Annotated in this window: 20 protein-coding genes; 8 read left to right on the top strand and 12 right to left on the bottom strand. The window is 67.6% G+C overall.

The window, feature by feature from the left end:
* Nucleotides 1-70: 70 nt before the first annotated feature.
* Complete coding sequence (locus E7742_RS02640) at nucleotides 71-919, bottom strand: sigma-70 family RNA polymerase sigma factor (protein WP_137797512.1); 849 nt, start codon at nucleotides 917-919, stop codon at nucleotides 71-73.
* Between the two features lie 80 nt (nucleotides 920-999).
* On the opposite strand from E7742_RS02640, the gene E7742_RS02635 reads away from it, so the two are divergent.
* A complete protein-coding gene (locus E7742_RS02635; protein WP_137797511.1) occupies nucleotides 1000-1302 on the top strand; it encodes a hypothetical protein in 303 nt (100 codons plus the stop codon).
* A gap of 45 nt (nucleotides 1303-1347) precedes the next feature.
* On the opposite strand, the gene E7742_RS02630 is transcribed toward E7742_RS02635, so the two are convergent.
* Nucleotides 1348-1734 (bottom strand): hypothetical protein, encoded by a 387-nt coding sequence (locus E7742_RS02630; protein ID WP_217497520.1) that lies wholly within the window; start codon nucleotides 1732-1734, stop codon nucleotides 1348-1350.
* Nucleotides 1735-1945: 211 nt separating this feature from the next.
* Between E7742_RS02630 and E7742_RS02625 the strand changes: the two genes are divergently transcribed.
* Nucleotides 1946-2881, top strand: a complete 936-nt coding sequence (locus tag E7742_RS02625; protein WP_137801013.1) for a ferritin-like domain-containing protein — start codon at nucleotides 1946-1948, stop codon at nucleotides 2879-2881.
* A 66-nt stretch (nucleotides 2882-2947) separates the two neighbouring features.
* Here E7742_RS02625 and E7742_RS02620 read toward each other — a convergent pair whose 3' ends face one another.
* Nucleotides 2948-3853, bottom strand: a complete 906-nt coding sequence (locus tag E7742_RS02620; RefSeq protein ID WP_137797510.1) for a hypothetical protein — start codon at nucleotides 3851-3853, stop codon at nucleotides 2948-2950.
* A 760-nt stretch (nucleotides 3854-4613) separates the two neighbouring features.
* Between E7742_RS02620 and E7742_RS02615 the strand changes: the two genes are divergently transcribed.
* The 5 genes from E7742_RS02615 to E7742_RS02595 all read left to right on the top strand — a co-directional run bounded on the left by E7742_RS02615 (nucleotide 4614) and on the right by E7742_RS02595 (nucleotide 8040).
* Nucleotides 4614-4856: a hypothetical protein gene (locus E7742_RS02615; RefSeq protein WP_137797509.1), complete on the top strand. Its 243-nt coding sequence runs from the start codon at nucleotides 4614-4616 to the stop codon at nucleotides 4854-4856.
* Nucleotides 4853-5176, top strand: a complete 324-nt coding sequence (locus tag E7742_RS02610; RefSeq protein WP_137797508.1) for a hypothetical protein — start codon at nucleotides 4853-4855, stop codon at nucleotides 5174-5176. Before E7742_RS02615 ends, E7742_RS02610 begins: the two co-directional genes overlap by 4 nt.
* A gap of 423 nt (nucleotides 5177-5599) precedes the next feature.
* Nucleotides 5600-5941, top strand: coding sequence for a hypothetical protein (locus E7742_RS02605; RefSeq protein ID WP_137797507.1), 342 nt, complete (start codon nucleotides 5600-5602; stop codon nucleotides 5939-5941).
* Between the two features lie 69 nt (nucleotides 5942-6010).
* Nucleotides 6011-6985 carry a pseudouridine synthase gene (locus tag E7742_RS02600; protein ID WP_137797506.1) on the top strand — a complete coding sequence of 325 codons (975 nt, stop codon included), beginning with the start codon at nucleotides 6011-6013 and terminating at the stop codon, nucleotides 6983-6985.
* Nucleotides 6986-7254: 269 nt separating this feature from the next.
* The gene (locus E7742_RS02595) at nucleotides 7255-8040 is read left to right on the top strand and encodes a hypothetical protein (protein WP_137797505.1); all 786 of its coding nucleotides are present in this window, start codon (nucleotides 7255-7257) and stop codon (nucleotides 8038-8040) included.
* Nucleotides 8041-8095: 55 nt separating this feature from the next.
* Here the strand turns inward: E7742_RS02595 and E7742_RS02590 are convergent, their stop codons facing one another.
* Complete coding sequence (locus tag E7742_RS02590; RefSeq protein WP_137797504.1) at nucleotides 8096-9079, bottom strand: arabinofuranosidase; 984 nt, start codon at nucleotides 9077-9079, stop codon at nucleotides 8096-8098.
* Nucleotides 9080-9469: 390 nt separating this feature from the next.
* Here E7742_RS02590 and E7742_RS02585 point away from each other — a divergent pair, with 390 nt between their 5' ends.
* The gene (locus tag E7742_RS02585; protein ID WP_137797503.1) at nucleotides 9470-10012 is read left to right on the top strand and encodes a hypothetical protein; all 543 of its coding nucleotides are present in this window, start codon (nucleotides 9470-9472) and stop codon (nucleotides 10010-10012) included.
* A gap of 688 nt (nucleotides 10013-10700) precedes the next feature.
* On the opposite strand, the gene ychF is transcribed toward E7742_RS02585, so the two are convergent.
* The 8 genes from ychF to E7742_RS02540 all read right to left on the bottom strand — a co-directional run bounded on the left by ychF (nucleotide 10701) and on the right by E7742_RS02540 (nucleotide 16929).
* Complete coding sequence (gene ychF, locus E7742_RS02575) at nucleotides 10701-11780, bottom strand: redox-regulated ATPase YchF (RefSeq protein WP_137797502.1); 1080 nt, start codon at nucleotides 11778-11780, stop codon at nucleotides 10701-10703.
* A gap of 74 nt (nucleotides 11781-11854) precedes the next feature.
* Entirely contained in the window at nucleotides 11855-12271 is a 417-nt protein-coding gene (locus tag E7742_RS02570) for a CD225/dispanin family protein (protein ID WP_137797501.1), read from the bottom strand.
* A 64-nt stretch (nucleotides 12272-12335) separates the two neighbouring features.
* Entirely contained in the window at nucleotides 12336-12929 is a 594-nt protein-coding gene (locus E7742_RS02565) for a class I SAM-dependent methyltransferase (RefSeq protein ID WP_137797500.1), read from the bottom strand.
* An 82-nt stretch (nucleotides 12930-13011) separates the two neighbouring features.
* Entirely contained in the window at nucleotides 13012-14688 is a 1677-nt protein-coding gene (locus tag E7742_RS02560) for an MDR family MFS transporter (RefSeq protein WP_137797499.1), read from the bottom strand.
* A 70-nt stretch (nucleotides 14689-14758) separates the two neighbouring features.
* The gene (locus tag E7742_RS02555; protein ID WP_137797498.1) at nucleotides 14759-15214 is read right to left on the bottom strand and encodes a MarR family winged helix-turn-helix transcriptional regulator; all 456 of its coding nucleotides are present in this window, start codon (nucleotides 15212-15214) and stop codon (nucleotides 14759-14761) included.
* An 82-nt stretch (nucleotides 15215-15296) separates the two neighbouring features.
* Nucleotides 15297-15731, bottom strand: coding sequence for a MarR family winged helix-turn-helix transcriptional regulator (locus E7742_RS02550; RefSeq protein WP_137797497.1), 435 nt, complete (start codon nucleotides 15729-15731; stop codon nucleotides 15297-15299).
* Between the two features lie 209 nt (nucleotides 15732-15940).
* Nucleotides 15941-16369, bottom strand: a complete 429-nt coding sequence (locus tag E7742_RS02545) for a hypothetical protein (RefSeq protein ID WP_137797496.1) — start codon at nucleotides 16367-16369, stop codon at nucleotides 15941-15943.
* 74 nt (nucleotides 16370-16443) lie between these two features.
* Complete coding sequence (locus E7742_RS02540) at nucleotides 16444-16929, bottom strand: hypothetical protein (protein WP_137797495.1); 486 nt, start codon at nucleotides 16927-16929, stop codon at nucleotides 16444-16446.
* Nucleotides 16930-17025 lie beyond the last annotated feature (96 nt).

Here is a 17025-nt window from a genome sequence, read left to right as displayed (position 1 = left end):
CGCGCCTCCATCAGGTTTACGACATGTGTCTCGACCCCGAAATATAGGCGGACCCTCGACGTCGGGATCGTCAGGTGGCAGCGAAGCGGTCCGCACGGCCGACGCGTCGTACCGTGATGCGGCAGATGCGACCGTCGGCGGTGCGCAGGCGGACGGTCGCGAGGGGGTGCCCACCGGGCGCGATCACGTACACGCGCGCCCCGTCCACCCGCAGTGGACACGCCATTCGGATGCGGGCGAGGAACCGCGCCGTCTCGGTTGCCACCGCCTCGGCCCCCGTGACCACCGCCGCGACGCCCTCCGGGATCAGCGCGGCGTCGGCATCGCGGACACAGTCCGGCGCGAGGAGCCGGATCATGGCGCGGGTGTCCCCGCTCCGGGCGGCCAGCATGAATGCGTCGACCACCGATGAGTCCACGCGGCCGGCCGGTTCCGAGTCGACGACGGAACCGTCCAGGCGCTGCCGCGCCCGACTGGCGTGCTTCTTCGCTCCGGCCACCGTGCCGTCCAGAACGAGGGCGATGCGGTCGAACGGCACCGCGAACAGGTCGTGCAGGACGTACGCCACCCGCTGGGACGGGGTGAGCTGGTCGAGCAGGACCATCAGCGCCCGCGAGACGTTCTCGGCGCGGATGACGGCTTCGTCGGCGGACAGTTGCTCCGCGGGAACAGCATCGGCCGTCAGGGACAACTCGCGGCGTCGCCGCCGGGCACGCAGTTCGTCCAGGCACACCCGCGCCGTGACGGTGGTCAACCATCCCACCGGGTTCTCCACGACGACATCGCCGCGCGCGGTCGCGGCGCGCAGCCACGCCGACTGGACCGCGTCTTCCGCGTCCTGCGCGGACCCCAGCATGCGATGAGCCACCGAGAGCAGTTGCGGCCGGGCGGCCTCGAAGTCCTCGACCGTGATCGTCATGTGTCACCTTTCCGAGCTCGCGAACGTCGGGACGGTCGGATCAACCCGTTCGCACTCGACTCGAGAAGGAGAGAACGACCATGAGCCTACAGACGGTGCAATTCCGCACGGCCGCCGCCGACGCCGCGCAGGTGCGGTCGCAGCTGGAGAAGGTGTTCGACGCGCTGAACGCAGCCACACCCCGCGGCGTGACCTACACCGCGTACGCGAGTACGTCCGAGCCGGAGTTCCTGCTGATTCTCGATCTGGCCGACGGCATCGAGAACCCCCTGCTCACGCTGCCGGACGCGACCCGGCTCCGGGAGCTCATCAGTGAGGTGGCAGGCGGCCCGGTGCCGCCGCGCCTCTGCACGGTGGTGGGGAGGTACGACGCGCGACGCTGAAGCCGGCAACCTCGGGTGGTCTGATCGCACGGCACGGAACGCGGCTCAGGCACGTGCCGTGGTCCCCGTGCGGTCCAGGCCGCGCGCGACGACGACGTCGAGGACGGTGGCTCCGACGACGAAGGCGAGGCTCGACAGGGCGAAGGGATTGCCCGGCGATCGCCGGACGGCGACGGTGAGAGCGGTGAGGTCCGTCACATCTCCGCCGACGCGGTTCCACACCCCACCGGAGGCGTCGGGCCGAGCGAGGATCGTCGCACCTGCCGCAACCTCCCGCGCACCGAAGCCGCGCACCAGCCATTGCCGGCCCTCGATTCCGAGTTTTCGCGTTATCTGCTGCGCAGCAAGGATTTCGGCGGCGCCGAGCGCGAGACTGAACAGGCCCAGGGAGACGCCCGCCTTCCGGTATTTCGCCGCTCCGTTGTCATTCACTGTGAGCTCCTTCGGTGGTTTCGGATGCCTCCGCATACCCGGTCGGGACGACCGTGAATCGCCCTCTCGTCCGACGCTTTTCGCGTAGGTCCGCCCGTATGTCGCATTTGCGAGACGATTGCGCGGGTCGCCGCTCGGGTAGACGAAACCCGTAAGGCTTTTTCGGACTACAGAATCGGAGGACGCGGTGACTGACACGTCGACGCTCATCATGCAGTTGCGCACGCTTCTCGAACTGACGAACACCGAGATCCAGGTGGCCGAGACCCGTCGCGCCCAGGCCCGCACCGAGGCCGTGGCGACCGAGCTCGCCGAGAACGCGGACAACGCACGTGGGCGCGCGGAAGCCATCGAGCGCTCACTACGTGACCTGGGAGGGCTGCCCGCGCTCGTCGGACCGCTGCTCGGCCGGGCGGCCGCAGCCGTCAAGGCGCTGACCGAACAGGCGCAGCCGTTCGAGGAGGCCCTGCTCGGCGACCTCGCCCTCGAACACCAGTTGCTCGACCGGTCGCGGTACCTCAGGGCGCTCGCGACCGCGGACAAGCAACGCGACGTCGTGCGATTGGCCGACCAGCTCATCACGGCACACGAGGCCACCGTCGAATGGCTGACGACCGTTCTGGCCGAGGAGGCACTCGGCGGCCCGGCCGCACTGCGCCGGACGCCGGCCCAGGCCGCCGCCGGGGCGGCAGTGCGGTGGATGAACAGTCCGGTGTCCTGGTCCACGAGGAGCATCGACCGGGCGATGGACGCCGCTCGCTCCACGGGTCCGCGGCTCAGCCGCCTGCTCAGCCGCGGCGCCCACGCCGGCGACGTGGCAGCCAAGACGATCGTCGCCAGCCGCGACGCGGCTCTCGAACGCGCCGAACAGGTCACGCGTGACGAGGGTGCCGACTCGGTCGCCGACGCCCTGCGCGGCGTCCGCGGGAACTCGGGCGTCCTGGAACCGGACGAGCTTCCTATCGCCGACTACGACGAGCTGAACGTCTCCCGTGCGGTAGCAGCGGTCAAGGAACTGACCGAGCCGGCCGACGTCCGGGCGATCGTGGCCTACGAGGAGGCGAACAAGAACCGACAGGGTGTCGTCTCCGCCGCTCAGGCCCGCCTGGCGACCATCGCGCAGGAAGTTGCGCTGCCGAGCGTCTGACCCGTGGGGGTCCGGGCCCCCGGCACCGACGCACCGCGTCCGTGCCGGGTGCCCGGCGCGCCCGGGTCAGACGCGGACGGCGTGTTCCATGCGCCGTTCCAGTTCGGGGACACCCCGCATCTGGCCGCAGGACCGGATCAGCCCTTCCAACGAATCTCGGAGCGCGACCATCTGCCACACCGACGCGTTTCGCGACAGTTCGATGCTCTCGAATTCGCGACGGTAGTTCTCCACGAAGAACTGCGCCTTCTCCGCGACGGCGGCGGACTCGACTCTCGCCGCCGCGACGATGGCTTCCGCCGCACGCAGCGCTTCGTCCTCCTGCTCGCGAATCAGCGTCTCTGCCTGCTGCCGCTTGCGTTCCAGTTCCGACTGCAGGACGGCGTCCATGTGCTCACGCCGGAACTTCACCTCGGCATCGACTTCGTCCCGCACCTGTGCTGCCTCGGCCGCTATCCGACGCGCCTCTTCCCTGGCTTCGCCGACCAGCCGGGCTCCTACCGCTTCCGCCTCCTCGACCTTGCTGTTCGCTTTCGCCAGCTGGTCCGTAGCCGCCCTGACCAGCTCCCGCGATTCCTCGCTCGCCGCGGCGGCGATCTCGTCGGCAACCCTCTTCGCCTCGCGGACGACCGCTCGTGCCTCGTCCTCGGCCAGCGTGAGCATCTTCTGGATGCGCATACCCGGGGCCGACGTCGATCCTGCGGCCCGCTCGAGGGCACTCACTTCCTCGCTGAGCTGCGTGACGCGATTCTGCAGCGATTCGACCTGGTTCTCGCGCTCGCGGGACACGCGACATTCCCAATCGCGTTGGCGCAGGACGAGGGTCAGTTCGTGTTCGAGCTGGCGAATCCTCGACAGGTGGCCACTTTCCTGAGTTCTGATCTCCCGCAGATACTCGTCGACCTGCCGAGCCGAATATCCTCGGCGTTCTCTGTCGAAAAGTATTCCAGTGTCGGCAAACTCGCCGCCCATCCTCATCTCGTCCAGCTCCCAGTCACCCGATACTCCGAACATTTCGCGCGATCGATGAAATCGTGGCGCGCAGCCACGGTGCGTGTTCGGGCCGAAACGATTCGGCTCGCTTTCGATCGGAAATCCTGGACCGTCGTGCCGGCGGGATACGAGGGACTGCCCCCGCAGGTGGCGCCGGGGCCAGGCCGAGGAGCGCCGGCGAACGAACCACGACACAACTCTTCGAAACGGAAAAAGGTCCACGGCGGCACTCGCCGCGCACCGCCACGAAAAGTAGTGCCCCGGCGGACCGATTGTCGTGCCGCAGCAGGGTGAAGGACGGGGTGAATCGAGGGATCCGCCGCCATCTCGCCAGACAGCAATTTCACCCTCCTGTCGTCTCCGCCGCACGCCGTCGTTGAAAATTGCAGGACGATGCTTGACCACGGGCGATGCGGGGTGTACGACGATCGACGGCCACACCGTGACCGGAGGGTCCCGCCACCGCGGGTCGAGGGTGAAGTCGCCGTCGGCCGCGTCCGCGCCCGTCGGCGCAATTCACCCCATCCGTTCACCACGCCGCGAGGCGACATCCGGCGGCACAAGCCACTACTTTTCATCGGGGGAACGCCGGATCCGAACGCTCCGCACCCCGTCGGCCGACGGGTCCGGCTTCCCTGCGCCTGCGAGAAGGCACCTGCCGGCCGGCGAACAGCTGTCCGAATCGGTCAAGTAACCAACCGATCGACCCGTTTTCGACGGCGGACGCCATACTCGCCGAGTGAGTCCACGACCGCGACCCGGGGAACTCGTACGACGAGTTCCGATCGTCCTCCTCGCAACCACGACGTCCGTCTGCATGATCGCCGCGTTCTCGGCCGCTGCCGAGGGCCGTCGAGCCCTGGCGCTCGCCGCGGGGATCGGGGTGCTGCTCGCACTGGTGGTCGGCGCCCTGCAGGTTGCGTCGCGCGGGCGCGCGGCCGAGCACGAGCAGACGACAGAGAGGGAGTTCGAACATGGGTGAGCGGCATGGATAATCGGCACCGCCAGCCAGTACGCCGTCCGGGGCCGCAGGCTCCGCAGCCACGCAACGCCGCCTTCTGGGTGTTGATCGCGGTCGGTGTGCTCGCCGCCGCAGCGCTGTACACGGCCACCACCTACCGTGCTCAGCACGTGGAGCACGACTACGTCTCGCGCTACGTGCCCGCCGCGAACCTCACGGCACCGGCGGCGCCACCGTCGGCGGCAGTCGTGACGCCTTCGAAGACAGCCGGGGCGCCCTCGAAGGCGACCCCTTCCCGGGTGGCACAGCGTCCCGAGCCCTCCGGGCCGCGCGACCAGTAGCACCCCCGCCGCACAGGCGCGTGTTTCGTCCGGATGGGTCAGTGGGTAGTAGCGGTTCGGCCGGAGCTCAAGTCCGCGGACGCTCTTCGGCAAGGTGCCACTGCTTCACAGAACCCGAGGCAGTGGCACCGCCCTGTCACGAGGCCTGTGACGTGGGTTACCCCAGTCGGAACACCGCTGCTCAGTGCCTCTTCTCGTGCCCGACCCGCCCCTTTTCTGCCGACCGACGGGTCCGGAGGGCGTACGTTGGAGGTTTGCAGCCGTATTTCGGTTGTACAACGACCGGCGGACCAGGGATCCGCCACACACGCAGTTGAGCCCCGTCCAGTCCAGATCAGGCAGTTGTTTCGTCCTGTGGGCTCAGCTTCCAACCCGGGAACGACGAAAGCTACACAGTTCTCGGCGTACGGAAGGAGCGCCTTCTTGAGCGCATCGATCCCGCACACCGATCACGAACAGTTCGCCGACGCGGCCAACGCCATGATTCTCCTCACCGAACGGCCCACGCACGTGGTGGTCGTCGATCAACTCCGGGCCGTCCGCTCCGACTACGCTCTCGGCAGGCACATGCTCGCCACGTACTGCGCGCCCGGCTGGCCCGGCGAATCCTGGCTCGTGCAGTTCCGCACGGGTAAGTCTCGGGGCCAGGAAGAACGAACCCTCGCCGAGTCGTGCCATTTCTGGCTCGTCGACGCGTTCGACGCGACCGTCGCCCAGTTGGAGAGCGCGGAGCGCGGCGATGCTCCGTGTTCGACCAGCGCGTAACCGGGCGCCCGGCCGGCGCAGGCACGGGGCGACGCCCGTGAGGACTCGCGTGGGGCACGCGATGGGAGAATGACACGCGTGCCGATGCCCTCACCTCTTCCGGTCCGAAATGGCGTCGGACCGACGCGACTGCGCGTCCCGACGTCCGGCCCGTGGGCGACGATCGCCGAGTACGTCGTCGGGCGGTTCAGCCACCTGGATGCCGACGACCTCCACCGCCGGTTCGACGCCGGCGAGATCGTGGGCATCGACGGCAGTCCGATCGGCCGCGGCACCGCCCTGGGCGCACACCAGTTCGTCTGGTACTACCGGGACCTGCCGGTGGAGGAACCGGTGCCGTTCCGCGAGGAAATCCTGCACGTCGACGACGACCTCGTCGTGATCGACAAGCCGCACTTTCTGCCCACCACTCCCGGCGGGCGCTACCTGCGCGAGTCCGCGCTGGTCCGGCTGCGAACCCGCCTCGGCAACCCGGACCTGACGCCGATCCACCGCCTCGACCGGGCCACGGCGGGCCTGGTGATGTTCTCGGCCCGGCCGGCGTCGCGTGGCGCCTACCAGTCACTGTTCGAGAAGCGCCGCGTCACCAAGGTCTACGAGGCGGTCTCGGCGCTCCCGCCCGGGTGGGATCCCGACGCGCCGACCCTGGGTGGTCACTCGCTTCCCGTGTTGTACCGCAACCACATCGAGGCACGACGAGGTGAGTTGCGGGTGGTCGTCGACGACTCGCGCGCACCCAATTCCGAAACGCTGATCGAGGTGCACGGGACCGGGGTGAGCGCCGCCGGACGCGCCGTGCTGCACACGATGCTGCGTCCCCACACCGGTCGAATGCACCAGTTGCGGGTGCATCTGGCAGCGCTCGGGATCGGCATCCTCGGCGACACCTGGTATCCCGACCTGCTTCCCGAAGCGCTCGACGACCATTCCCTCCCCCTCCAACTGTTGGCGCGCGAACTCGAATTCACCGATCCGCTGTCCGGCGCGCCGCGGCGGTTCGTCACGAGTCGGACTTTGAGCGAAGCGCCCGCCCCGGAGCGGTGAAGGTCCGCCGGACGCGGCGGCCTCGCCGGACAGAGACACATACCGGTCACCCCGATCACGATTGATTCCGATCGTCCGGTTGGTTACTGTCGTGAGGTCGCTCGACCGTCGAATCTTTCGAGCGGCGCCTGTACCTGCGGGGGGATACAGGGGGTGGGGCGCCACGTCCAACTGACTGCGCGCCTCGATACGTCAGGACGCATCCGGGAGCCATGTCCTCCGGGGTGGGTCGACCAATGTCCACGACTCCCAACGAGGTGAGTACATACATGTCTTGCAAAGCATTCCGCGTCGGTTCCGCTGCGGCTGTCATCAGTGCCGCGGCGCTCGTCGCGCCGGCACTCGCCGGGGCTGCTCCGACCGGTTCTCTCGGCTCGAGCGACGCTTCCGGCGGGTTCACCTGCGCCGCGCTCTCGACCGAGGCGACGCCCGACGGCTGGGGCATCCCGTTCGACGACGAACGTGATCAGGTCGCGTACTACAGCGAGGACTCGGTCCTCGACGAGGACGGGTCGCTGCGGCTGGAGGTCGACGGTCCCGAGGACCGCTCCGTGAGCTACCACGCGGCCGGCGGGATCAAGCTGTCCGACGCGATCGCGCACGAGATCGGGTTCTCGGAGCGGGCAGCGCAGCCCACCGCCTCCTTCCAGCTGCGTCTCACCGGCACCACCGACAACGAGCGCTTCCCGGACAGCGGTTTCACGACCCTCGTGTGGGTGCCGGGCGCCGGAGCGGCCGACACCGAGGACGGTGGCACGCACGCCGACCTGCAGGACGGCCAGTGGTGGAGCACCTCCAACATCGCCGGCGCCCACGACCGCGCGCCCGTCCCGCTCGCCGACATCGCGGCGGCTAACCCCGACGCCGTCGTCGACCATTACGGAGTCAGCGTCGGAACGGGTTCGGCTCAGGCCTCCACACTCGTCGATCAGGTGAAGTTCAACGGCTGCACGACGAACTTCGCCAAGAACGATGCGGCGCCGACGGGCTCGCTCGGTTCGCTCGGTTCGCTCGACATCCTCGGCTCACTCAACGGCGATTCGTCGGGCTCCTGACGCAGTAGCGTGCAAGCCCGTCCCGTTCGGCTCTCGCCGGGCGGGACGGGCTGTGTCACACCGCCTCTCGCATCACACCGAAGTGGCGTGCCTTCCCGGAGAGCTCGGGCATCTCGCGCACCGGCGACCAGGTCCGCAGCCCGTCCGTGCTGTCGGAGTAGAGGTATCTTCCCTCGGTGTAGGCGTCGAGGTAGATCCGCCAGGCACCGTTCGGCAGCTCGACCACGGCGGGGCCCTCCCGAAAGGCGCCCCAATCTCCCGGCGGGACGAAGGCGTAGGGCCCCGACACCGACGACGCGACGGCATGTTCGACGACCTTCGTCGTCTCGTTCTTGGTGAACGCATGATAGGTCGAGCCGACCTTGACCACGGTGGTGTCGATGTGGTCGGCTCCGAGGCCGGCGATCGGAACAGGCAGACTCCACGACCGGAGCGACGGGTCCAGCGCCGTCATCACGTATGGCACGAATCCCCCACCGGTCGACATCGACAGGATGACGTGGACACGATTGCCGTCGACGAACCATTCGGGCGCCCAAGCTTTCGTGGTGAACGGCGACAGCGACGGCCCGTCGGCGGACCCGGCCGATCCGGACGAGCCCGGCGGGCTCGCCGACCCCGTGCCGTCTCCCGTCCCCGGCAGCAGGGCGCAGCAGAACGGGACCGGATAGTTCCCCATCGGCGTCCAGTTGACGCGGTCACTGCTGCGTGCGAAGCCGATACTTGCCCCGGTACCCGTCGTGTACGTGATGTAGTACAGCCCATCCGAATTCCGGAAGATGCTCGGGTCACGCACCAGCCCCGACGGCGGCCGGTACGCCGACGGTTGAATCAGTTGGAAAGCGGCGCCGTCTCCCGATTCGTAGACGTCCATGTCGCGTTCGCTGGTGTTGCTGAACGCCACCAGCGTGTAGCGCCACCCCGACGGCGCTGCCGCAGCGCTTCCCGAGGCCGCGGCCACCAGGCCCACGACACAGGACATCACTATCGATACGGCGGCGAAGCCTCGCTTGGCGTGCGTCACCTGTGCAGCATTCATGACGACAGGCGCGCTACGCGCAGTTTCGGTCCCAGGGGAAGCAGATCGTTACCGAGGCATCTGGACGCCGAACCGGCGAGCACCAGCACATACCGGGTATCTACGACATCCGTTCCACCGCAGTCTGTTCCGCGATACGCTGACTCCACAGCCGGGTCGGGACAGGTTCCACGTCGGAGGTTCACGTCGTGCGCTGTGTAGATGTCAATTTGAAGCGCTTTCGCCACCTACCAGGTTGCCATGTGCGGTGATCCAAACAATCTTGCCGCAGACATATTTCGCAGGTCTGACAGGCAGCCCCTCAGCATCGATTACATATGGGGTTCAGGTCGCCTCTTCGGAACCGCCTGCTAGCGTCCAGGCGTCCAATGATCGACGAATGAGGGGGACATGAACACACGCACCATCCGCCGCGGACTCACTGTGGCCGCGTTCGGGGCAGCAACAGTACTCGCAATGCCTGGGACAGCTTTTGCGGTAGAAGCTCCCGAAGTGCAGATCCAAACTGGCGTGAACACGGCGACGTTCACCATCACCGCACCGACCGGATCGGTTTCGTGCGTTGGGCCGTGGATTCACACGAAGGCAGACGCGGACAACATCCTTAAAAGCCCGACGCTCGATGTGGCTAACAACCCGCGGAACTTCTTCGTCGGGGCCCCCGTGTCCCCGGTCGGCGGCGGCGGGTCCGGATCAACCAACCGGAATCCCGACGGCTCAGAAAACTATGTGTTCCCCGCGAACGGTGACACCGCTACCGCGAAGATCCCCTACATCGCCGATGGAACGTACGTCGCCGGGGCACTCTGCCTCACCTCCGAGGAAGGGCAGCTCGTCTACGCACTGACCCAGGCACCGTTCACCATCGGCAACCCGGCGCCCGCAACCGGCGGCTGGAGAGGAAATTTCGGCTCGCTGTCGTTCGGGTCGTAGACAAAGGGTCGCCGACGGCGACCTGGCACAAGCCGTGACATCGGAATTAGACCCCGGGCCGCGGGCGTACCCCACTTGCGTTGACCTTGAAACCAAAGGCCCCCGTACCCTCATCCGGCGCGGGGGCCTTTCGGCATCTCAATGGCTGCTCTCATACCGCTAAGACCGTTCCACGCCGGCCCAGCAGATCATCGCAACTCAGCCCAGACTCAACGAACGACTTCGTCCATGACGGGATCGTGGACTCCCCAGCGTTCGGAAACCACAGGTCCTTGGTACCGCATTTCGTGAGAACCTTTGTCGCGGTTTCGACATCCTTCTCGGTGATCACGCGAGATCCTTCCTCGCCGCAGTGAGTCGAACCCATGCTGCCACGCGACGCCGAACCGACGACGAAGTCTGGAGCATCGGGGATGACTTCGCCTCGAGGAACTCAATGACAATCTCGGCGATCAACTTCTCCAGCTACGCGAGCAAAGTCCGCCAGCCGCCCCGACTGGGCCGGCTGTGACGTCGTGACCGCTCAACGCGCTCGGGCACGGCTCCGCGATCGGTCACCCTCAACACCTACAGCCACCTGTGGCCGGACGCGAACGACAGAACCCGCAGGGCTGCGGACGAGATATTCCGAGCCTCTGCGGGTTCGACCGCGGACAGAGAGCCGAAAAGAACACTCTGACCTGGTCTACTACACGTTAAAGCGGAACTCCACGACATCCCCGTCCTGCATGATGTAGTCCTTGCCTTCCATGCGCACCTTGCCGGCGGCCTTGGCGGCGTTCATGGAACCGGCCTCGACGAGGTCGTCGAAGGAGACGATCTCGGCCTTGATGAAGCCGCGCTCGAAGTCGGTGTGGATGACGCCGGCGGCCTGCGGGGCGGTGTCGCCCTTGTGGATGGTCCAGGCGCGCGCTTCCTTGGGGCCGGCCGTCAGGTAGGTCTGCAGGCCGAGGGTGTGGAAGCCGGTGCGGGCCAGCGCGTGCAGGCCCGGCTCGGACTGACCGATGGAGTCGAGCATCTCCTGGCGGTCCTCCTCGTCGAGCTCGAGGAGTTCCTGCTCCACCTTGGCGTCGAGGAACACCGCGTCGGCCGGCGCGACGGACGCGCGCAACTCGGCCACCTTCGCCTCGTCGGTGAGCACCGACTCGTCGGAATTGAAGACGTACAGGAACGGCTTGGTGGTGAGCAGGTGCAGCTCGCGCAGCAGCCCGAAGTCCAGCTTGTCCTTGGCGCTGAACAGGGTCTTGCCCTCGTCGAGCACTGCCTGCGCCTTGAGCGCCTCCTCGTGCAGCGGCTTGAGGTCCTTGTTCTTCTTCGCGTCCTTCTCGAGCCGCGGCAGCGCCTTCTCGAGGGTCTGCATGTCGGCGATCACGAGCTCGGTCTCGATGACCTCGATGTCGGACGCCGGATCGACGCGGCCGTCGACGTGCACCACGTCGTCGTCCGCGAACACGCGGACCACCTGGCAGATGGCGTCGGCCTCACGGATGTTGGCGAGGAACTTGTTGCCCAGACCCGCCCCCTCGGACGCGCCCTTGACGATGCCGGCGATGTCGACGAACGACACGGTCGCGGGCAGGATGCGCTCGGAACCGAAGATCTCGGCGAGCTTGTCCAGCCGCGGATCCGGCAGCTCGACCAGGCCGACGTTGGGCTCGATCGTGGCGAACGGATAGTTCGCCGCGAGCACGTCGTTCTTGGTCAGCGCGTTGAAAAGGGTCGACTTGCCGACGTTGGGAAGGCCGACGATTCCGAGGGTAAGGCTCACGGTATAGGGATTCTACGGCGTCACACCGCGGGTGCGGAGGTCGGCCGCATCTGCGCCCGACCCACCGCGTCCCGTCACCGGTAGTAGGTACTGCTGGAGCTGACGTCGTTCGCAGCGGCCACCAGGACGATGATCATGAAGATCACGTAGAGCACCAGCAGTCCGACGAAGAGCCACAGCGCGATCTTGCCGAGCGCCTTCACCCGCTCCGAGGCGTACTGCGCGCCCATGTAGTCGCCCATCGACCACTTGGGGAAGATCGAGTGCAGATGGTTGAACGCGGCGAACGCCAGCGGCCAGAAGAAGATGATCGTGGCCACGGCCCACCCGGCGTTCGACGGCGGCAGCGGCGCCTGTCCCCCGTACTGCGGCAGCGGGCCGGCCGGGTACTGCGGCGCATTCGCGTACGGCTGCGGCGCATACCCGGGCCCGGCGGCCCACGGCTCGTTCGGTGCACCCGTCGGCGCGGCGTTGAAGTTCGGATCGGTCATTCGGTCCCCCCATGTGGTCGACGGAAACAGTCGGCACAGAACGTAACCGAAACCGACGTGTCGGTCAGTTCCCGGGCTTCCGCGCGACGGTGACCGCCCAACCGGCGTCGTCGTGCCACGGGCGCAGATCCCAGGTCGAGAACCGGTGCTCGCGCACCAGCCCGACCGCGGCGAGATCGTCGTCGAACTGGTCGACCGTGTACTCGTAGTCGGTCGCGAATCCGGCCACGAGCAGGCCCCCGGGAACGAGGTGCGCCGCCAGCCGCGCCAGCACCTGCCGCTCGGAACCCCGCGCGACGAAGATCATCACGTTGCCGGCCGCGACCACCGCGTCGAACCGCTGCCCCGGTAGATCCAGCGTCGCGAGGTCGGCCTCGTGCACCGTGAGGTCGGGATGTTCGCGGGCCGCCGCCACCAGGACGGGATCGAGGTCGACGGCCGTGACCCGATGCCCGCGGCGGGCCAGTTCGCCGCCGAGCCGGCCGGTGCCGCACCCCGCGTCCAGCACCCGGGCGCCGCGCGGCAGCAGCGCGTCGACGGCCCGCGCCTCGCCGTGCAGATCGGTCCCCTCCGCTTCGAGACGCGCGAAGCGCGCGATGTAGTCGCGGGAGTCGGCCGCGGATCGTTCCTGCTGCCATCGGGTCTCGGTGTCGGCCATGCGTTCACGATAGGTGCAGACGACGAACGGGCCGGGCGGCCACCCTCAGGTGACCGCCCGGCCCGTCACACCGAGCGCGGAACTATCTGCGCGTCTTCTCCGACGGCTCGACCGGCATCGGATCGACCAACACCGGATCGCCCTGGACGATCTCGGCCAGCTCGGCGTCGATGTCGTCGCCGCTGGCTTCGGCCCGACGCTGCTCGTCGGCGCTGAAGGTGCGCAGCGCAACCTCCTTGATGAAGAAGATCGCGGCCAGGCTGAGCAGCGAGACGATGCCCGAGATCAGGAAGATCCGTGCGGTCGCGTCACCGTAGGCGCCGCGGACGATGTCCGCGATCGGGCCCGGCAGTTCCTTGAGGTTGGACAGACCGGCAGCCGATCCGCCCGCTTGGCTCATGTCCACCCCGGCCGCCGTCAGACCCTTGATCGTCAGGTCCGAGACGTGGCTCGAGAGGACCGCACCGAGGACGGAGACGCCGGCGGCGCCACCGAGCGAGCGGAAGAACGACACCACGGAGCTGGCCGAACCCAGATCGGACGGGCTGACGGTGTTCTGCACGGCCAGCACCAGGTTCTGCATCGTCAGACCCATACCGATGCCGAGGATGAACAGGAACACCCCGAGCACACCCATGTTGGTGGCGTGGTCGATGGTCGAGAGCAGGAAGAAGCCGACCGTCATCATGATCGCGCCGCCGAGGATGAAGCCCTTCCAGCGGCCGAACTTGGTGATCAGTGCGCCCGAGACCGCCGAGGACACCATCGATCCGATGACCATGGGCAGCGTCAGCAGTCCGGCCGCCGTCGGCGAGTAGCCGCGGGCGATCTGGAAGTACTGGCCCAGGAACACCGCGCCACCGAAGAGGGCGATGCCGACCGCGACGCTCGCGAGCGTCGCCAGTGCGGTGGTGCGGTCCTTGAACAGGCGCAGCGGGATGATCGGATCCTTGGCCTTGGTCTCGGTGAAGATCGCGAGCGCCAACAGCGCCACGCCGAGTGCGACGAGACCGAAGGAGACGCCCGACGCCCAGTCGAAGTTCTTGCCCGCCAGCGTCACCCAGATCAGCAGCGTGCTGACACCGGATGCGATGAACAGGGCGCCCATGTAGTCGATGCTCACGTTCTTGCGCACGACCGGAAGGTTGAGGGTGCGCTGGATGACGAACAGCGCGATCACCGCCAGCGGGACGCCGACGAAGAAGGTCCAGCGCCAGCCCAGCCAGCTGGTGTCGACGATGAGTCCGCCGATCAGCGGGCCCGCGACGGTGGCGATCGACATGACGCCGGCCATCGGGCCCTGGTAGCGGCCACGCTCACGCGGGCTGAACATCGTCGCGATGACGATGACGACCAGCGCCTGCAAACCACCGAGACCCAGGCCCTGGACGGCGCGAGCCCCGATGAGCATCGCGACCGACTGCGACAGGCCGGCGAGGACGGAACCGACCGTGAAGATCACCAACGCCAACTGGACGAGCAGCTTCTTGCTCACCAGGTCGGAGAACTTGCCCCAGATCGGGGTGGTCGCCGTCGAGGCCAGCAGTGTGGCCGTGACAACCCAGGTGTACTGGTCCTGCGTGCCGTGCAGATCGGTGATGATCGTGGGCAGCGCATTGGAGACGATCGTCGACGACAGGAACGCGACGAACATACCGAGTAGCAGACCCACGAGCGCCTGGATGCGCTGCGGATGGGTCATCGGCGCGTCCGTCGCCTGGTCAGGCTTCCCGGTGTCCCGGGTAACGGATGTGCTCATGCAGAAACCTCGCGAATTCTTCGAGTTGCCTCGAAAACAGTTGCGTAAAAAGGAAAGTGAAGTTGGCGCGTCAGAGCGCCGCGACCTTGGCCTGCGCCGACGACCGCAGCCGTGCCAGCCCGTCCACGAGCTGGCGCACCTCGTCGTCGGTCCAGTCCGAGATCGAATCGAGCAACCACTCCGTCTGCCGTGCGCGGTGGCGTCGCAGAGCCGCGGCTCCCTCGTCGGTCAACGCGGGCAGCGTGGCCCGGCGATCGGCGGGATCGGGAACCCGAGTGAGATAACCGAGTTCCTCCGCATGGGCGATGTGCCGACTCAACGTCGACGGAGTGATCCGCATGCGGTCGGCGAGCGCATTGCACCGTCCCCCAGCGGCAGTGGCCACGTACGACAGCAGCGCCCCGAGCGGCTCGGTGAGAATCTCCCCGTCCGACTCCCGGGCGAGCGTGGCCGAGACTTCACGACCGCGCCGAACGAGATCGCGCAGGTGATCGAGGAGCACCTCCGCGGTGTCCGGTGCGACCATGGAACCCTCCCGATTAGTTGAGTATTGCAACTTTAACTCAATTGGTTGCGCCACGCAACTATCGGTGTCCAGGTGTGTGCGCTCAGTTGGTCGAGTCCGCCAGCCGGCGCAGGAGCGTCGTCAACTGGCGCACGTCGGCCGGATCCCACCGCGACAGGCGCTCGTGCCAGTCCGCGATGGCCGCGGCCCGCTGCTCGGAGAGCTGGTCCCGGCCCGCGTCGGTGAGGGCGACCAGTCGCGCGCGGGCATCCTGCGGGTCGGGCAGGCGCTCGACCAGGCCCAGCCGGACGACCGCGTCGATCTGCCGGGTGAGCGTCGACTTCTCGACTCCCAGCTCGGCCAGGAGGGCCGACATGGGTACCGCGTCGTTGTCGCGGGTGAGGATCGCCAGCAGCGGGTAGCACGCCGGATCGAGCTTGGGGTGGATCGCGCGGGCCCGCTCGCGGGACTGGATCCGGCCGCGCCGCCACAGGTCGACCAGCTGAGCCTCGAGTTCGCCGACCGGATCCGTGCTCATCGTGGGGGTCGTCCCTTTCGCTTCGATCTACGCCGGTGACGACACCGACACGCAACGCCGACAGGGTACGACCCTCGCGAGCGCGGTATCTGCGCGGCCCGAGGGCGAGACAGAACGGCGGAGGACGCGGCTACTGCACGCGTCCTCCGCCGACCGGCCGGAAGCTTCTACTCCACAGCTTCTACTCCACAGCTTTTACCCCGCAGCTTTTACTCCACGATGGGGAAGATCGACTCGCCGTCCTCGGGGGCGCCGGAGATCTGACCGCGATCGACTCGGGAATCCTCGACGATCACGCCTTCGACGACGTCCGCCTGCTTGGCGTCACCCTCGGCACCGCCCGTCGTGTCGTCGTCCACGACCTCCTCGACGAGGTCCTCGGTCAGTTCCTCGTCCGGGGTGGCAGCGACCGGCGTCTCCGGCGGTTCCACCGGCTCGACGTCCGGTTCCTCCTGCTCGAGACGCTGGTCGAGTGACTCGCCTTCGCGCTCCTCGCGCTCGGTCGTTCCGAACTTGTCGGCGCCGCTCCACCCCTCGGGCGGGTCCACGACCTCGTCTCCGTCGTCGTTGCGTACTTCGTCGGGATCGAGCCCTTCGCTGGGGCTGAGGGTGTCGCCGGGACCGTCTTCGATGCTCATGTAGGGGACATACCCCAACCGCCGAGCCTGAAACCGCCGACCGCCGTTCGGTCCGGCAGCTCGACTCCCTGCGCTCAGGGGCAGGCCGGCTTGACCATCTGCAGAATGCGATCGGCCTGCTCGTCGGTGGGCTCGGTTCCGCCGTTGGCCGCGGTCTCCTTGACCTTGGCCACCTGCTCCTCGGCGCTCGCGCCCGAGTCGATGGCCGAGCACGTGTCCTTCACCACAGTCTCGATCGACTCGTCGTCGCGGTCGCTCGCGAGATTGGGATAGAAGGTCCGGAACGACGCGACGAACGTGGCCAACTTCGCGTTGTCCCACGCGCGGTCGAGACCCGACACCGCGCTCGAAGCGCTCTGTTGCAGTCCCGACACGACACTCGACGCCGAGGACTGCACCTCCTCCCCCGGCGACGGTTCCGTAGTCGATGTGACCGCGGAGCTGATCTTCTCCTTGGTCTCCTCCGACGTGCCACCGTCGTTGTTGCACGCGGCGAGCGCGACGACGAGGGCTGATGCGGCGACAATCGTTGCAGTCGTTCTCCCCTTATTTCTGCCCATGCGCGGGATCCTACGGACGCCGCGACGGCCGGATTGCCGCCTTTACCGGCTCGTGACCGGATCGATTGCTCCAGCCGTCCGCGCGAGAAATGCGTA

The sequence above is a fragment of the Rhodococcus sp. SGAir0479 genome (assembly GCF_005484805.1).
In the GTDB taxonomy this organism is placed as follows: domain Bacteria; phylum Actinomycetota; class Actinomycetes; order Mycobacteriales; family Mycobacteriaceae; genus Prescottella.
The sequence above is the reverse complement of the archived record's forward strand: the minus strand, read 5'-3'. Positions and strand labels throughout refer to the sequence as shown.

What these genes read in the sequence shown, in the direction of transcription:
- E7742_RS02545 (WP_137797496.1), bottom strand. Translation starts at nt 16,369, where the DNA reads ATGAGCATCGAAGACGGTCCCGGCGACACCCTCAGCCCCAGCGAAGGG.
- E7742_RS02560 (WP_137797499.1), bottom strand. Translation starts at nt 14,688, where the DNA reads ATGAGCACATCCGTTACCCGGGACACCGGGAAGCCTGACCAGGCGACG.
- E7742_RS02595 (WP_137797505.1), top strand. Translation starts at nt 7,255, where the DNA reads ATGTCTTGCAAAGCATTCCGCGTCGGTTCCGCTGCGGCTGTCATCAGT.
- E7742_RS02585 (WP_137797503.1), top strand. Translation starts at nt 9,470, where the DNA reads ATGAACACACGCACCATCCGCCGCGGACTCACTGTGGCCGCGTTCGGG.
- E7742_RS02590 (WP_137797504.1), bottom strand. Translation starts at nt 9,079, where the DNA reads ATGAATGCTGCACAGGTGACGCACGCCAAGCGAGGCTTCGCCGCCGTA.
- E7742_RS02620 (WP_137797510.1), bottom strand. Translation starts at nt 3,853, where the DNA reads ATGGGCGGCGAGTTTGCCGACACTGGAATACTTTTCGACAGAGAACGC.
- E7742_RS02555 (WP_137797498.1), bottom strand. Translation starts at nt 15,214, where the DNA reads ATGGTCGCACCGGACACCGCGGAGGTGCTCCTCGATCACCTGCGCGAT.
- E7742_RS02565 (WP_137797500.1), bottom strand. Translation starts at nt 12,929, where the DNA reads ATGGCCGACACCGAGACCCGATGGCAGCAGGAACGATCCGCGGCCGAC.
- E7742_RS02635 (WP_137797511.1), top strand. Translation starts at nt 1,000, where the DNA reads ATGAGCCTACAGACGGTGCAATTCCGCACGGCCGCCGCCGACGCCGCG.
- E7742_RS02600 (WP_137797506.1), top strand. Translation starts at nt 6,011, where the DNA reads ATGACACGCGTGCCGATGCCCTCACCTCTTCCGGTCCGAAATGGCGTC.
- E7742_RS02640 (WP_137797512.1), bottom strand. Translation starts at nt 919, where the DNA reads ATGACGATCACGGTCGAGGACTTCGAGGCCGCCCGGCCGCAACTGCTC.
- E7742_RS02540 (WP_137797495.1), bottom strand. Translation starts at nt 16,929, where the DNA reads ATGGGCAGAAATAAGGGGAGAACGACTGCAACGATTGTCGCCGCATCA.
- E7742_RS02550 (WP_137797497.1), bottom strand. Translation starts at nt 15,731, where the DNA reads ATGAGCACGGATCCGGTCGGCGAACTCGAGGCTCAGCTGGTCGACCTG.
- E7742_RS02625 (WP_137801013.1), top strand. Translation starts at nt 1,946, where the DNA reads ATGCAGTTGCGCACGCTTCTCGAACTGACGAACACCGAGATCCAGGTG.
- E7742_RS02570 (WP_137797501.1), bottom strand. Translation starts at nt 12,271, where the DNA reads ATGACCGATCCGAACTTCAACGCCGCGCCGACGGGTGCACCGAACGAG.